Origin of the sequence: Allorhizobium paknamense, from assembly GCF_030815125.1 — a bacterium.
GTDB classification, from domain to species: Bacteria; Pseudomonadota; Alphaproteobacteria; order Rhizobiales; family Rhizobiaceae; genus Allorhizobium; species Allorhizobium paknamense.
Window position 1 is genome coordinate 118,043 of record NZ_JAUSWH010000010.1, and the last position, 14,109, is coordinate 132,151.

Below are 14,109 nucleotides of genomic sequence, written 5' to 3' on the forward strand. Positions count from 1 at the left end.
ATTGCCTCCGTGGATGGTCTTTTGTGTCCTCACCGTTCTTGCGAAAATCCCGGCGGGCGGCAATTCGGAAGAGCGGTACTGGCCATAAGAAATAGCTATAGTGGATGGCCTTGCGCGGTGTGTCGGGGCTATGAATAAGGAAAGCCAGAAAGATTGGTTCTCAGGAGGCGAACCCATGAACCCTGAACATTCCACGCCAAGGGCCAAGCGCAAGATTGCCTTCATCGGCTTCGGGGAGGCTGCGCGTGCCTTTGCCTCCGGCTGGGCGCTCGGGCCGGAGTGGACGCTTGCGGCATTCGATATCAAGCTTGCCATGCCGCAGGCCGCCGACGCGGTGCGGGAGGCAGCGCAAGCCCTGAAGGTGGTGCCTGTGGACAGCACCGAGCAGGCCCTTCAGGGCGCGGAGGCGGTGTTCAGCCTTGTCACGGCGGATTGCGCCGCCGATGCGGCACGCCAATCCGCCGCCGTCATGGCAAAGGGAGCCCTTTATTTCGATTGCAACTCCTGTTCTCCCGTCACCAAGGCTGGCAATGCGAGCGTGATCGAAGCCGCTGGCGGGCGCTATGTCGATGTGGCGGTGATGGCCCCGGTGCATCCGCTGCGACACCGTACCCCGCTTCTCGTGGCGGGACCGCATGCTGAGGCGGCTCTGGCATTTTTCTCGGCGCTTGGCATGCAGGCCAGGCCCGCGGGTAGAAAGGTCGGCGAAGCATCGGCTATCAAGATGATGCGTTCGGTGATCATCAAGGGGATGGAGGCCCTGACGGCGGAATGCCTGCTGGCCGCGCGGCGTGCCGGGGTGGAGGATGCGGTTGTGGCCTCGCTTCAGGCTTCCGACCCAGGCGTGGACTGGCGCAAGCGGTTTTCCTACAATCTCGAACGCATGATGGTGCATGGCGCGCGCCGCGCCGCCGAAATGCGGGAGGTTGCCAAGACATTGAGCGATTACGGCATATCCAACCGGCTTGCCGTGGCCGTTGCCGAATGGCAGGATGACATCGCCGCGCTCAATCTGAAGGGCGGTGACGATGATCTCACGGAGCGGCTGGATCGGATATTGCACCAGACCGCGCAAAGCTGAAGGCTGTTTCTTGCGAAAGATCGGCTTTGACATCACTCCGCTCAGGGGAAAAGGCTGATGCGGTTCAATCTCCGGCATCTGCGGGTTTTGCTCGCGGTTGTCGAAACCCATTCGGTGACGCGGGCGGCGGAATTGTGCCATGTCTCTCAGCCCGCCGTGACCCAGGCGCTTTCCAAGATCGAAGCCGTGACGGGTGAGGTTCTGTTCACCCGCAGCCCCCAGGGCCTGTTTGCCAATGGTGCCTGCGAGGTGCTGGCAAAGCGCGTGCGGCGGGCGCTGGATTTTCTCGATCGTGCCTTTGAAGAGGTTGCGCCGCGCCTGAAGGTCACGGCGACGCTCTCCCAGCTGGAGGCGCTGATTGCCGTGCGGGAGCAGGAAAATTACACGCTGGCGGCAAAACGGCTCGGCGTGTCGCAGCCGACGGTACACCGGGCGGTGTCCCAGTTGGAGCGGGAGGCCGGGCGTCCGCTGTTTGAGCGCACCGCCTATGGAATCATGGCAAGCCGCGCCGCCCAGCTTCTCGCCCAGGCAGCACGTCTGGCGCTGGCGGAACTCTCACAGGCGGAAGCGGACCTCGCCGAAAGCCGGGCGGAAGAGCGCGGCAGGCTGGTGATCGGCTCCATGCCCTTGTCCCGCTCCTATATTCTGCCCGCAGCGATTGCCCGTTTTCGCCAGCAGCGTCCCCGCCTGCCGATCCAGGTGGTGGAGGGGGCTTACGGCGAACTTCTTGCGGGGTTGCGGAGGGGCGAGATCGATTTTCTCATCGGCGCCCTGCGCGACCCGCCGCCGATTGGCGATGTCGAGCAGGAGGTCCTGTTTTACGATACGGTGGTCATCGTGGCCGGGCATCAGCATCCGCTGGCGGGGCGGGATAATATTACCGTCGAAGATCTTGCCGCCTTTCCCTGGGTGGTCTCGATGGCCAGCACGCCGATCCGGCAGCATTTCGATCAACTCTTCCTCCATTCTGCGCACGGTCCCCCCACCAGCATCGTCGAATCCGGATCACTGATCCTGATGCGTGAACTGCTTGGCCGAAGCAATCATCTGGGCTTTGTTTCCGGCGGGCAGGCGCGCGCCGAAATCGACCGTTCGCTGGTGACGGCGCTCAAGGTGGATCTGGCCCATACCCGCCGCCCCATCGGGCTGACGCGGCGAAAGGACTGGCTGCCCACCGCCGCGCAACGGCTTTTTCTGGAGCATCTGCGCGTCTTGGAGCCTGTCCGGTAAACACCTGTTCACCGGACAGGCTCTGACTTTTTGTTTTTACGCAATTCCGGACGGAAAACCGCAAATACACTTTTCCTGGAATTGCTCTATATGCCCCAGCCGATTGAGATGATCGGGATAGAGCATCGGACCGAAAAGTGGGAACCGGTTTTCGGAAAAATCCGATGCAAAAACCAAGAACTAGACCTCACCAATAGATCAGTGGCAGACCCGCCACCGGGCTGGTGAAATAGGGAATGCGATTGCCGCGCAGCGAGCCGAGATAAACGGTTTTCAGGTCGGGTCCGCCGAAGGTGAGCGAAGCCATCCACGGGCAGAGCGTACCGGTGGCGGCAGCCATCAGATCGGGGGTCACGCGGCCTTCTTCCCAGGCCTTGTCAAGGTCTGCGGTCTTTTCCGGGTTGCCGTCATCGAGAAGGGTCAGGAGATCGCCCTCGGGGGTAATCGCCACCAGCCTGTCGGCCATGATCAGCGTGCTCCAGAGATTGCCATAGGCATCGAAGGCAATACCGTCGCAGAAGCCGCCAATATTGGAGGGACCATAGATTTCCCGGTCGGTCAGCGATCCGTCCGGCTGGACGCGCAGGCGCGTGATGTTGCGCGAGGTGGTTTCGGCCACATAGATCCATTCCTCGCGGGCATCGAAGCGCAATTCATTGGTGCCGCAGAAATTATCGGCGACGATGCGGGCGCCCTTGTCATCGATCAGGGCAATATAGCCGTCCCGGCTGTTGGTTTTCACATGGTCTGTCCAGGGGATCGTCTGGGTGGTGACCGTCAGCCACAGCCGGCCCTTGCTGTCGCGGGTGACGAAATTGGCCTTGCCGATCGGCCTGCCATCGATGCTGTCGATGAGGATCGTGCTGTCACCGTTGCGCTTCATCAGTTCCAGCCGGTCGGTGCCGAAATTGGCGATGAGAAAGTCACCCTCGCTGGTGAAGGCAAGCCCGTTGGGCAGGCTGCCCATGGTGTTGACATAGCGATCCTCGAAGGAGGCGGGCGCGGAATTGTCCAGGCCCTTTTGCAGGATGAGTTCCTGGCTGCCATCCGGATCGATCCGCATGATGCCGCCGCGCGCATCTGCGGCCCAGAGCGTGCCGTTCCGTTCGGCGAGAATGCATTCGGGCCGCTCCAGCCCCTCGCCGATAAAGCGGATATCCTCACGGCGCACCTGAAAGCCCTTCAATGGATTGGTCACCTCGAACGCTCCTCAATAATTAGTTGTTCGACCAACCAAATAATTTTTAAGGCCAATTGTCAATGCTTTCCCGCTGGAAACACGGTGTTTTTCTCAAGAAGCAAACAGCGGGTGGGGAGGGGAACAAAAATGTACCGTCTTCTCAGCGCGCTGAAGCTCTCCTAACGTTTTTCAAGAGGAAACTGGTCTGTCCGCCCTCTCGTGGCGGCGGAGAAGCATGGGAGGCGCGTTTTGGGCAATCGTTACGACATCATATCCGTGGGGGGCGGCCATAACGGCCTGACGGCTGCCGCCTATATGGCAAAGGCTGGCAAGAAAGTGCTGGTTCTGGAGCGCAAGGGCCATCCCGGCGGCGGGGTTTCCACGCGCGAACTGACGCTTCCCGGCTTCTGGCATGACGAGCATTCCAACGTGCATATCATGCTGCAGGGCAATCCGCTGATCACCGAGGACGAACTGGGGCTTCTGTCGAAATTCGGGCTGAAATACCGCTATTCGCCTTTGCCTTCCGCCACGGTTTTCGAAGATGGCAGTGCAATCAAGCTTTACAAGGATCTTGACCGGACCTGCGAGGGGATTGCGGAATTTTCGCCACGTGACGCCGAGGCCTATCGCCGGTTCGCGCAGAAATCCATGGCCTTCCTGCCGATGTTCATGTCCGGCCTCTACGCGCCGCCCTTTCCGATGGGGGCCTTCATGGCGATGATGGACCAGACGGATGAGGGCCGCGACATTCTCGACTTCATGAGCCGGTCATCGGTGGACATCGTTGACCAGTTCTTTGAAAGCGAGCGGCTGAAGGTGCATCTCGTGCGCCTGGTGACGGAAAACCTTCAGGCTCCCGATGATCTCGGCACCGGCATGGGCGTGTTCCTCATGCCGGGCATCATCCACACCTATGGCGTTTCCCGTCCGATCGGCGGTTCCGGCGAACTGACCAAGGCCATGATCAAGGCCATCGAGCATTTCGGCGGCGAGGTTCGCTGCCAGTCGGAGGTGAGCCGCATTCTGACGTCGTCGGGCCGGATTACCGGCGTCGAACTGACGACGGGCGAGCGCTTCGAAGCCAAGGATGCGGTGATTGCCGGTATTCATCCCAAGGTTCTCGGACGCTTCGTTGAGGGTATCCCCGAGCGCGTCAACGACCGCGCCCAGCGGATCACCCAGTCGCATTTCTCGATCATGCTCAGCCATTACGCCTTGAAGAAACAGGCGCGCCTGAAGGCGGGCGGCGATCTGGACGATGCGCTGATGCTGGAACTGATGACCTCCGACCGCATGAACGACATGCGCACCTCTTTCGACCAGTTGAAGCAGGGCAAAATCCCGACCGTGCCGCTCTGCGCCGGATCGGATATCGCCGTGTTCGATTCATCGCGGGCACCCGCCGGGTCCGGCACGTTCTACGGCGTCACCTTCGCGCCCTATGATCTCGAGGGCAATCCCGCCCTCTGGGACGAGCGCAAGGAAGAGGTGGCAGACCGCAGCCTTGCCTATTATCGCCGTTTCTTTGACGGCATGGAGGATGACAACATCCTGGCCCGGGTGGTGAAAAGCCCGCTGGACATGGAGCGCGACAGCCCCAACTCCTTCCTGCGCGGCGATATCCATGGCTGCGCGCCGTATATGTACCAGACGGTCGGCCATCGTCCGACGCCGGATTACGGCAACTACACCGTACCAGGTGTCGCGGGACTTTACCTCGTCGGCCCCTTCATGCATCCGGGCGGCGGCGTCTTCGGCGCCGGGCGGGGCACGGCCATCCGCATGATGGACGATATGAACATCGATTACGACAAGGTCATGGGGGCACGGGTATGAAATTCCTCGATGCACAGAACAAGGAACTGATGGCGGTCCGCAAGGTGGAACTTGAGAATGGCGAACTGGTCATTCGCGGCAAGATCTTCGGCGCCATGCCGATGGTCGCCAAGCTGACGCCGGAAGAGGCGCGCGCCGGGCTGAAACTGGTGGGGCTGAAGACCATGATCAGCCTCATTCCCTTCCTGTTCCGGAAAAGCCCGAAGCAGGATTGATCACCGTAAAAGCCACGCTTTACCGCGATTGAAAACGCCTGCCCCGGCTGACTGCCGGGGCAGGCGTTTTCAATGGGGGCACAAACCAGTTTATGAACTTGCCGCTTCCGCGTTGAAGCGCAGGGACATACAGCATTTCCGGACGGAAATGAGCAAAAACAAAAAGTTAGGGCTTTCAACTTGCTGCCTAATTCCCTAAATCGATTCCGATTTAGGGAATTAGGCAGTAGAGATTTGCGACTGTCGCAAAGATACTATGCTTCAGCCGCCTGCGATCATCTCGGTAAACCGGGCAAAGCCCGGCACATGCACGGAAGTGCCGCCATCGACCACGATCATCTGGCCGGTAATGGAGCGTGCCGCATCCGAGGCGAGGAAGGCGACCGTTTCCGCGATGTCCATGGGATCGCCGACATAAGGCGTCAGCGTTTCTTCCTCGACAATCTGGCGCAGGCGCGGCGGCAGATCGGCAAGGGCGGCCTTGGTGCCCGTCAGGCCCGGCAGCACGGAATTGCAGCGAATGCCGCGCTTGCCGTGCGAAGCGGCAATCGAGCGGGTCATCTGCAGCACGGCGGCCTTCGAGGCGCTATAGGCGGCCTGGATGACATGCCCCTGCAGCGCGAGGTTGGACGCGGTATTGATGATCGCGCCGGAGCCCTGCTTTTCCATGATTTTCAAGGCATTGCGGCAGCACAGCATGGTGCCGCGGGTGTTGACGGCAAAGGTGCGATCCCAAAGCTCGGTTGTCATGTTGGCGATATCGTGATCCGCCTGCACCACATCCGCCCCCAGCAGGGCGGCATTGTTGTCGAGGATGTCGAGGCGGCCATAAGCATCGAGCGTTTTGGAAAAGAGATTTTCAATCTCGGCCTCGCTTGCCAGATCGACCTTCACGGCCAGCGCGTCCGGCAAGTCCGCCGCCAGCGCCGCCGCCCTTTCGCCATCGAGATCGGCAACCACAACCTTTGCGCCACGTTCCGTCAGCAATCGGCAGGTGGCGGAGCCGATGCCGCCTGCGCCACCCGTCACGATCGCCACCCGTCCCTTGAGAGACAAGCCCATATCCATCCTCGCATTCTCTGAAGTTCACGTGTATTTGTTTGGTCGAATGACCAGCAAACTCATGTAGATTCGGATCCCTGGAGCCCACAAGACGGTACAAATTTGTTCCGGGCCTTGGGCTCCAGGTTTATGGTAATCAAAGCACCCGCCGCACGCTCAGCCAGTCCAGCTTGAAACGGTCCCTGAGGATCGGCCACAGCCCTTGCGGAGCGGTCAGCATGGTCGCAACGGCGACGACACCCATGGCCACCAGATACCAAGTGCCCGAGAGCGGAAAGACCACGGTCAGCAACTGACGCAGCGCATAATAGATCAGCGTGCCCAGGATGGGGCCTTCCAGTGTTCCGATGCCACCGACGACGACCACGAAGGTCATGATGACGCTCCATTCCGGGGAAAAGGCATTGCCCGGCTGCACCACCAGCCCGCCCAGCAGGCTGAGGCTGCCGGCTGCCGCGCAGCCTGCGGCAGAGAGCACATAGGCCAGCAGGCGGCTCGGCCACACATCGATGCCGATGGCGGCGGCGGCACGCTCGTTGTCACGCGCGCACATGAAGGCAAGGCCGGTGCGGGAGCGCAGCAGCATGAGACTGCCGCCAACCGTGACCAGCAGCATGCCGCCGCCGATCAGAAACAGGGTGCTTTCGAAACTGGCGAAATCGATGGCGTCCATATTCATCAGCGACAGGCCGGTAATACCGCCCAGCGCTTCCGTCTTCTGCACCAGGATCGACACGATCTCTGCCAGCACCCAGCTGCCGATGGCGAAATAGGCATCGCGTAGCCGAAACAGGATCGGCGCGATGAGACCGCCGAAGACGGCGCCGAACAGGAAGGCCATGGGAATGCCGGCATAGGGGGAGAGGCCGGTGAGGTTGGCGAAGAGATAGAGCACATAACCGCCCGCCCCGAAATACATCTGGTGGCCGAGCGACATCACCCCGGCATAACCCGCCAGAAGGTTCCACATGGAGGAGATGACGATGACAATGAAGATTTCCGTTGCCAGATGCAGGCTTCCGTCATCGATCATGCCCGGTGCCAGGCCGATGAAGATGAGAAACAGAAGGAACGGCAGCGTCCTGACGATGGAGTGGATCATGATTTGGCTCCCAGCAACCCGCTCGGGCGCATGATCAGGAAGAAGAAAAACATGAGGTGGGCGTAGAGCAGGCCGGAATTGGCATCGAACTGGAAGCTCATCAATTGCACCACGCCAAGCAGAATGCCTGCCACCAGTGCGCCCCAGAAGGAGCCGAGACCGCCGAGCACTACGACTTCGAAGGCAATCAGGATGCGGTCCGTGCCGGAACTGGCCGAAAACGAGGTGCGCATGGCCAGAAGCACGCCAGCCACCGCCGCCATAACGAAGGCGATGCCCATGACCACCGCATAGATGCGCATCGGGTTGACGCCCATCAGCCGGACGATCTCGGGATTGTCCGCCGTGGCGCGCAGCGTCTTGCCGAAGGTGGTGGCGCTAACGAGCGTGCGCAGAAAAGCAAAGAGCGCGATGGAGATGGCCAGCGTGATGACCGGCAGAATACCGATATGCAGCCCGCCAAGGGTAAAGGAGGCCTTGGCAAGCGGCCCGGCGTCGATGGCCATCGGGTTAGAGCCGAAGACGGCCAGCATCAGGTTCTTGATGATGATCGAGACGCCGAAAGTGACCAGCATTGGTGCCAGCATGTCGCCGCGCCTGACCACCCTGTTCAAAAGCAGGAGCTGGAACAGATAACCCACTGCAAAGGCGATCAGCGCCACGGGGATGAGCATCAGCAGCGGGTTGATGCCGGGCAGGATGTTCAGCAGGCTGGCTGCCAGAATGGCGGCGGCCACGATGAATTCGCCATGGGCGACATTGATCACCCGCATGACGCCGAAGACGAGGGCAAGCCCCAGGCCCAGAATGCCGTAAAGGCCACCGAGCAGCACTCCATTGATGAGCGTTTCCAGATAGATCATCCGTCACTCTCCGAAATAGGCGGTGGTCAGTTTGTCCATGTCGACGGCACTGGCCCGGGCTTCGAGCGTGATCTGCCCTTTCAGCAGGCACAAAAGCCGGTCGCAGACGCTGAGCACACGGGTGATATCCTGCTCGACCACGATCAGCGCCATGCCTTCGGCGCGAATGGTGTTGAAGGCTTCGTAGATCTGGCCGACGACCACCGGCGCCAGACCCAGTGAGATTTCATCGCACAGCATGACGCGCGGATTGGACAGCAGCGCCCGGCCAATGGCGACCATCTGCTGCTGGCCGCCGGACATGGTGGTGGCCGCCTGGCTGCGGCGCTCCGCCAGAACCGGGAAAAGCTCATAGACCCGCGAGAGCGTCCAGTTGCCGGATCGCTTCGTCAACTGGCCCATGGTCAGGTTTTCCTCCACCGTCAGGGAGGGAAACAGCATGCGTCCTTCCGGCACCATGGCGATGCCGGTGCGGGCAATCCGTTCGGCGGACCATCCTGCAATCTCATTACCTTCGAAACGGATCTTCCCGCCAATCTTGCGGTTAAGTCCGGTCAGGCTGCGCAGGAGCGTGGATTTGCCCGCACCGTTTGCCCCGACCAGGGCCAGGCATTCCTTTTCGGCAAGATGCATCGAGACCCCGAACAGGGCCTGCATGTCGCCATAAAAGGCATCCAGTTTTTCAACTTCAATGAGCGTCATCGACGGCAAGTCCCATGTAGATTTCCTTGACGACGGCGCTGGCCATCACCTCCTCCGGGCGCCCTTCCAGCAATTTCTTGCCGAAATGCAGCACCGCGATGCGGTCGGCGACGGATTTGAGCGCATGGGCGATGTGCTCGATCCAGATGATCGCGTGGTCACGCTTCAGATCGGCAATCGTCTGGACCAGCCGGTCCACCTCGCGTTCGGTCAGGCCCGCGCCAATCTCGTCCAGCATCAGCAGTCGGGCGTTGACGGCGATGGCCTTGGCCATTTCCAGCCGCTTGCGGTTGAGCAGGGTCAGGCCGCCGGCCTGGCGGTTGGCCATTTCGATCAGGCCTGTTCTTTCCAGCACATCCCGGGCCTTGCCCTCGGCCTTGCGGGCCGAGAGACCGCCGCCGAAGGCTGCCGCCGCGCAGACATTTTCAAACACCGTCAGCCCGGCAAAGGGCTGGGGGATCTGAAAGGCCCGGCCAATGCCCAGATGCACGCGGACATGGGGAGCGAGCCTTGTCATATCCTTGCCCGCCAGGCTGATGCGTCCGCTATCGGGCGTGACGGAGCCCGCAATCAGCGCGAACAAGGTGCTCTTGCCGGCGCCGTTCGGGCCGATCACGCCGATACATTCGCCCGTGTCGATATCGAGATCGATATGATCGGCGACCACGATAGCGCCGAAACGCTTGTTCAGGTCTCTGACTTCCAGAAGAGACAAGGCGGTTTACTCCAGCATGCGGATGAAAACGGAGGCGAGATCAGAAAACGAGTGGCTTCAATGTGCCGCCGGCCGGCACAGTGGGGTTGGTGGAATTGTCCACCACCTTCAGGTCGAAGGGAAATTTCGTCCCCTCCACCTTCTGCCATTGGCCGCCGACAATATGGCTGACGCCGATATTCTTCAAAGGCGATCCCTTGAAGTCGATGCGCCCTACCACCGTGTCGAGTGTCAGATTGGCAATGGCCTCGCGGACGGCCACCTTGTCCTTGGGATTGCCGGAGGCTTTCAGTGCGGCAATCCCGACTTCCAGAAGCGCGTGATCATAGCCGAGCGGTTGCGTCCATTGATTGCCGGTTGCCGCCGTATAGGCATCGGCAATCTCTCTGGCGCTCTGGCCGGTAAGGGAGGATTTATAGGGAAACTCCGGCGTCCACCAGACTTCCGTGCTCATGCCGTTGCCGCGCTCACCCAGGTTGCCCACGGAAGAGGGAAACAGCAATCCTCCGGCAATGGTGCAGATCTTCGGCTTGAAGCCCGCTTGCACGGCCTGATTCCAGAAGGTGGCCAGATGGCTCTCATAGGCATTGCCAGCAACGATCTCTACGCCAGCCTGCTTGAAAGCGGCGATCTGCGTCGAAAAATCATCCGTCTCGACGCGAAACAGGCCCATGTCGGTAATGTCGTAGCCCGCCGCCTTGAAGGCAGGCGGAAAGCCATGGACCGGATCGGACATGGCGCGGCCGCCGTCATTGTCGGCATAGAGCGTGCCCACCTTCTTGTTGGTGGCGAGCCTGTCCCACATCTTCGCATAGGCCGTGCCCAGTTCATCGGCGCCCCAGAAGAAGTGGAAGGTGAAGGGAAAGCCTTTCTCGGGATTGTAATGCCGCTGGAAAGCCCAGCCCTGCCAGGGGCCGCCCGTCGAAATCTGCGGAATCCGGCGCGCATCGGCCAGATTGGCAATCGCGGTGCCGCCCTCTGCATCGGAAACCAGCAAGATGTCGGGTTTATCGTTGAGGATGAGTTCATTGCCGATCTGCAACGACCGCGTCGGGCTGGACTGATTGTCCTTGACGATGATCTCGACGGCATAGGTCTTGCCGTTGATCGTCACTCCGTCCTTCAGGTGCTGCATGACGGCGTCGATGGAATGCCTGGTCGAAACGCCGAAGGCCGCCCTGATCCCGGAAAGCGGAACGACAAAGCCGATCTTCAGCGTGTCCGCTGCCGCTTTTGCACTGCGCAGGGACGGCATGGTCAGAAGCGTGCCGGCGGCAAGGCTTCCTGCCGCTTTCAACACAGTACGGCGACTGACAGGAGCCTTAGGGGCGACTATGGTATGATCAGCAGTCATGGATCGATCTCCTCCCAGAAGACTGGATTGCGTGAAATGGGCAGGCTTGCCTGCTCCGGTCTGCCTGCGCTGCAACAATCGTCCCGGCATGGGCATCCGGGCAGGCATTGCGGCGGCATCGGCTGACGACAAGAGCCTTTTCTCCGCAGAGACCTCCTTCCCCGTGGATCAGCGCTTGCTTATCGTTCCTACTTGTTTATACACTCAACCAATTACGGTAAAATCGTCAAACCGGTAAGCATCTATCGGTTTCATCGATATCTCACTGTCCCGGAGCCTCCTGAACCTGCAAGGCCGCCGGGAGCCTATCATGCCCGCATTGGCGCGGGCGAGGCGGATGGGGGCTAACAGCCCCGGGGTTTCCCGGGGACAATGGGATACTGGCCGAAAAACATTGCCGGGCGTGGGTTTTACCCTGCACAGCCGGACCGGCAGGCAAAGGAGAGTGAAGCATGGTGCGCAGAGGCAAGGCAGGCGTGGAAAAGGATGGCGCGACGCTGCAAACCCGCGCCAATGGCGACCAAACCCGCGAAAAAATCATCGCCGCCGCCGAATTGCTGTTCGGCAATCACTCTTTCGATACGGTATCGCTGCGCGATATCACCAACGCCGCCGGCGTGACGCTGGCGCTGGTCAGCTATCACTTCAAAACCAAGGAAAACCTGTTTTCCGCCATCGTGGCCCGTCGTGCCGAAACGCTGAACGAGATCCGCCGCGCGCGGCTTGCCGCCCTCGACGCGGCAGGAAGCGTGACGGTGGAAAGCCTGCTGGATGCCTTCATGCGGCCGCTCTTCGAACAGATGCAGAGCGAAGACGAGGGCTGGCAGGCCTATCTGCTGCTCTTGGCCAATCTTGCCACCAGTGATCGCTGGGTTCCCTACATCAACGAGAATTTCGACGAGACGGCCAATCTGTTCATCCGGCGGCTACAGGCGCTCATGCCCGCCATGAAAGAAGAAACCCTGTTGCGCGGCTTTTCGATGGTGCTGGTGCTGATGTTGCAGACCGTCTCGAAAAACCGCCGTCTCGACGCGCTTTCTGCCGGCCGTTTTTCCAGTACCGACCTTTCCACCGCCTACAGATTGCTTCTGACCTTTAGCCTGGCCGGTCTTCATGCGCTTGAAAATGCATGAGAGTGCCATCGTGAATGCGAGCGTCTGTCAGGTTCACATGGAACCAGACAGACGCTCGCCTCTCTTGCTTTCGTTTGTCCCGGCTTTGTCGCGACCGACATCGCGGCCGCGCTGACATAGCCGGGCGATCTCGCCGGCATCATTGCCATGCTGCTTTCTTTGCCAAACGAGGCTTCCGTCGCCGAATTCGCCGTGAATTGCCAACTCGAGGAGTTTTACTGACATGCCCGGTCCTTTTGTCGTTCCCGTCCATGGCGATACCGAACTGCCGAAACAGGTGGATGTCGTGGTCATCGGCGGCGGGATCATCGGAACCTCGACGGCGCTCGAACTGGCCGATGGTGGCCTGAGGGTTGCGCTCTGCGAAAAGGGAGGCATCGGCCACGAACAATCCAGCCGCAACTGGGGCTGGGTGCGCATTTCTCGCCGCGACCCTCGGGAAGTGCCGCTGATGGCGGAATCGCTGCGGATCTGGGCCGATCTCAACCGCCGCACTGGCCGCGAGACCGGCTTCAAGCGCTCGGGCATCGTCTTTACCTGCGCGGATGAAAAGCAGTTCGACGAACATGAGCGTTGGAACCGCAATCTCGAGGGTTATCAGATCGAAAGCCGCATGCTGAGCGCGGCCGAGTTCAACGCCAGATATCCCGGCAACAACATGAAGATCGCCGGAGCTCTTTATACGGCGGGTGATTGCCGCGCCGAACCGCAAAAGGCTGCCCCGGCGATTGCCGAAGCGGCCCGGGACCGCGGTGCTCATATCCTCACCGAATGCGCGGTGCGTGGCCTACAGTTGTCCGGTGGACGGATATCGGGCGTCGTCACCGAGCGTGGCGAGATCGCCTGCTCGTCAGTGGTGCTGGCGGGCGGGGCCTGGTCGAGCCTGTTCATGGGCAATAACGGCCTCGATCTGCCGCAGTTGAAGGTCCTGAATTCCGTGCTGCGCACCAAACCGCTGGAGGGCGGGCCGGAAGAGGCGATCTGGGCAAAAGGCTTTGCGCTGCGCAAGCGTGCAGACGGCGGCTATACCATCGCCGACGGCCACCAGAACATCGTGGATATCGTTCCGGCCTCGTTCCGCTATGCCAGGAAATTCATGCCGGCCTTTTCGCATGAATGGCGCTCGTTGCGCTTCCGGCTTGCGGGACGGTTCTTCGATGAGGCCCGCATGCCCCGCCGCTGGGCGCTCGATGAAGCCTCGCCTTTCGAATACAACCGCGTTCTCGATCCCATTCCTTCCAAGGCGATGTCGGATGCGGCGCTAAGACGTCTGTCCGAAGCCTTTCCGGTGTTCCGCAAGGCCGAGATCGCCCAGCGCTGGGGTGGGATGATCGATGTGACGCCGGATGCGGTTCCCGTGATCGATGCCGTTGAGGCGATCCCCGGTTTCCATGTCGCCACCGGGTTTTCCGGTCATGGCTTCGGTATCGGCCCGGCTGCGGGACGGCTGATGGCCGATATCGTCACGGGCCGCAACCCGATCGTCGACCGACGCGCTTTCCGGTTCAGCCGCTTCTCCGATGGCTCGAAGATCGAGTTGATCAGCGGCTTTTGAAACTGTGTGACAGGCGGCTTCGCGCCGCCTGTTACCGGCGCATACGGCAGGCCTCTGTCGTCGGGAAGGCGGACAGTC

At 60.9% G+C, this 14,109-nt stretch carries 13 protein-coding genes and 1 pseudogene; 7 read left to right on the forward strand and 7 right to left on the reverse strand.

What is annotated here, in order from left to right; translation table 11 throughout:
• Nucleotides 1-175 precede the first annotated feature (175 nt).
• Both QO005_RS15630 and QO005_RS15635 read left to right on the forward strand, forming a co-directional pair.
• Nucleotides 176-1,081: an NAD(P)-dependent oxidoreductase gene (locus tag QO005_RS15630; RefSeq protein ID WP_307158985.1), complete on the forward strand. Its 906-nt coding sequence runs from the start codon at nucleotides 176-178 to the stop codon at nucleotides 1,079-1,081.
• A 57-nt stretch (nucleotides 1,082-1,138) separates the two neighbouring features.
• Nucleotides 1,139-2,311 (forward strand): LysR family transcriptional regulator, encoded by a 1,173-nt coding sequence (locus QO005_RS15635; RefSeq protein ID WP_307158986.1) that lies wholly within the window; start codon nucleotides 1,139-1,141, stop codon nucleotides 2,309-2,311.
• Between the two features lie 187 nt (nucleotides 2,312-2,498).
• On the opposite strand, the gene QO005_RS15640 is transcribed toward QO005_RS15635, so the two are convergent.
• A complete protein-coding gene (locus QO005_RS15640; RefSeq protein WP_307158987.1) occupies nucleotides 2,499-3,509 on the reverse strand; it encodes an SMP-30/gluconolactonase/LRE family protein in 1,011 nt (336 codons plus the stop codon).
• Nucleotides 3,510-3,740: 231 nt separating this feature from the next.
• On the opposite strand from QO005_RS15640, the gene QO005_RS15645 reads away from it, so the two are divergent.
• Together QO005_RS15645 and QO005_RS15650 are read left to right on the forward strand one after the other, a co-directional pair.
• Nucleotides 3,741-5,330, forward strand: a complete 1,590-nt coding sequence (locus tag QO005_RS15645) for a phytoene desaturase family protein (RefSeq protein ID WP_307158988.1) — start codon at nucleotides 3,741-3,743, stop codon at nucleotides 5,328-5,330.
• Complete coding sequence (locus QO005_RS15650) at nucleotides 5,327-5,545, forward strand: hypothetical protein (RefSeq protein WP_307158989.1); 219 nt, start codon at nucleotides 5,327-5,329, stop codon at nucleotides 5,543-5,545. Before QO005_RS15645 ends, QO005_RS15650 begins: the two co-directional genes overlap by 4 nt.
• A gap of 261 nt (nucleotides 5,546-5,806) precedes the next feature.
• On the opposite strand, the gene QO005_RS15655 is transcribed toward QO005_RS15650, so the two are convergent.
• From QO005_RS15655 to QO005_RS15680, 6 genes are all read right to left on the reverse strand, one after another.
• Entirely contained in the window at nucleotides 5,807-6,613 is an 807-nt protein-coding gene (locus QO005_RS15655) for an SDR family NAD(P)-dependent oxidoreductase (protein ID WP_307158990.1), read from the reverse strand.
• A 130-nt stretch (nucleotides 6,614-6,743) separates the two neighbouring features.
• On the reverse strand, nucleotides 6,744-7,709 hold the full coding sequence (locus QO005_RS15660; protein ID WP_307158991.1) for a branched-chain amino acid ABC transporter permease: 966 nt from the start codon (nucleotides 7,707-7,709) through the stop codon (nucleotides 6,744-6,746).
• Nucleotides 7,706-8,572, reverse strand: a complete 867-nt coding sequence (locus tag QO005_RS15665; protein WP_307158992.1) for a branched-chain amino acid ABC transporter permease — start codon at nucleotides 8,570-8,572, stop codon at nucleotides 7,706-7,708. Before QO005_RS15665 ends, QO005_RS15660 begins: the two co-directional genes overlap by 4 nt.
• A 3-nt stretch (nucleotides 8,573-8,575) precedes the next feature.
• The gene (locus QO005_RS15670) at nucleotides 8,576-9,274 is read right to left on the reverse strand and encodes an ABC transporter ATP-binding protein (protein ID WP_307158993.1); all 699 of its coding nucleotides are present in this window, start codon (nucleotides 9,272-9,274) and stop codon (nucleotides 8,576-8,578) included.
• Nucleotides 9,261-9,989, reverse strand: a complete 729-nt coding sequence (locus QO005_RS15675; protein ID WP_307158994.1) for an ABC transporter ATP-binding protein — start codon at nucleotides 9,987-9,989, stop codon at nucleotides 9,261-9,263. Before QO005_RS15675 ends, QO005_RS15670 begins: the two co-directional genes overlap by 14 nt.
• Before the next feature lie 40 nt (nucleotides 9,990-10,029).
• Nucleotides 10,030-11,343 (reverse strand): ABC transporter substrate-binding protein, encoded by a 1,314-nt coding sequence (locus tag QO005_RS15680; protein ID WP_307158995.1) that lies wholly within the window; start codon nucleotides 11,341-11,343, stop codon nucleotides 10,030-10,032.
• A gap of 452 nt (nucleotides 11,344-11,795) precedes the next feature.
• Here QO005_RS15680 and QO005_RS15685 point away from each other — a divergent pair, with 452 nt between their 5' ends.
• The 3 genes and pseudogenes from QO005_RS15685 to QO005_RS15695 all read left to right on the forward strand — a co-directional run bounded on the left by QO005_RS15685 (nucleotide 11,796) and on the right by QO005_RS15695 (nucleotide 14,031).
• On the forward strand, nucleotides 11,796-12,476 hold the full coding sequence (locus QO005_RS15685) for a TetR/AcrR family transcriptional regulator (protein ID WP_307158996.1): 681 nt from the start codon (nucleotides 11,796-11,798) through the stop codon (nucleotides 12,474-12,476).
• Between the two features lie 72 nt (nucleotides 12,477-12,548).
• Nucleotides 12,549-12,698, forward strand: a pseudogene (locus QO005_RS15690) (SDR family NAD(P)-dependent oxidoreductase); the annotation flags it as partial.
• Nucleotide 12,699: 1 nt separating this feature from the next.
• A complete protein-coding gene (locus QO005_RS15695; RefSeq protein ID WP_307158997.1) occupies nucleotides 12,700-14,031 on the forward strand; it encodes an NAD(P)/FAD-dependent oxidoreductase in 1,332 nt (443 codons plus the stop codon).
• Nucleotides 14,032-14,109 lie beyond the last annotated feature (78 nt).

Coding starts and splice junctions, on each gene's coding strand:
- QO005_RS15635 (WP_307158986.1), top strand. CDS start 1,139: ATGCGGTTCAATCTCCGGCATCTGCGGGTTTTGCTCGCGGTTGTCGAA.
- QO005_RS15655 (WP_307158990.1), bottom strand. CDS start 6,613: ATGGATATGGGCTTGTCTCTCAAGGGACGGGTGGCGATCGTGACGGGT.
- QO005_RS15630 (WP_307158985.1), top strand. CDS start 176: ATGAACCCTGAACATTCCACGCCAAGGGCCAAGCGCAAGATTGCCTTC.
- QO005_RS15670 (WP_307158993.1), bottom strand. CDS start 9,274: ATGACGCTCATTGAAGTTGAAAAACTGGATGCCTTTTATGGCGACATG.
- QO005_RS15695 (WP_307158997.1), top strand. CDS start 12,700: ATGCCCGGTCCTTTTGTCGTTCCCGTCCATGGCGATACCGAACTGCCG.
- QO005_RS15660 (WP_307158991.1), bottom strand. CDS start 7,709: ATGATCCACTCCATCGTCAGGACGCTGCCGTTCCTTCTGTTTCTCATC.
- QO005_RS15650 (WP_307158989.1), top strand. CDS start 5,327: ATGAAATTCCTCGATGCACAGAACAAGGAACTGATGGCGGTCCGCAAG.
- QO005_RS15680 (WP_307158995.1), bottom strand. CDS start 11,343: ATGACTGCTGATCATACCATAGTCGCCCCTAAGGCTCCTGTCAGTCGC.
- QO005_RS15665 (WP_307158992.1), bottom strand. CDS start 8,572: ATGATCTATCTGGAAACGCTCATCAATGGAGTGCTGCTCGGTGGCCTT.
- QO005_RS15685 (WP_307158996.1), top strand. CDS start 11,796: ATGGTGCGCAGAGGCAAGGCAGGCGTGGAAAAGGATGGCGCGACGCTG.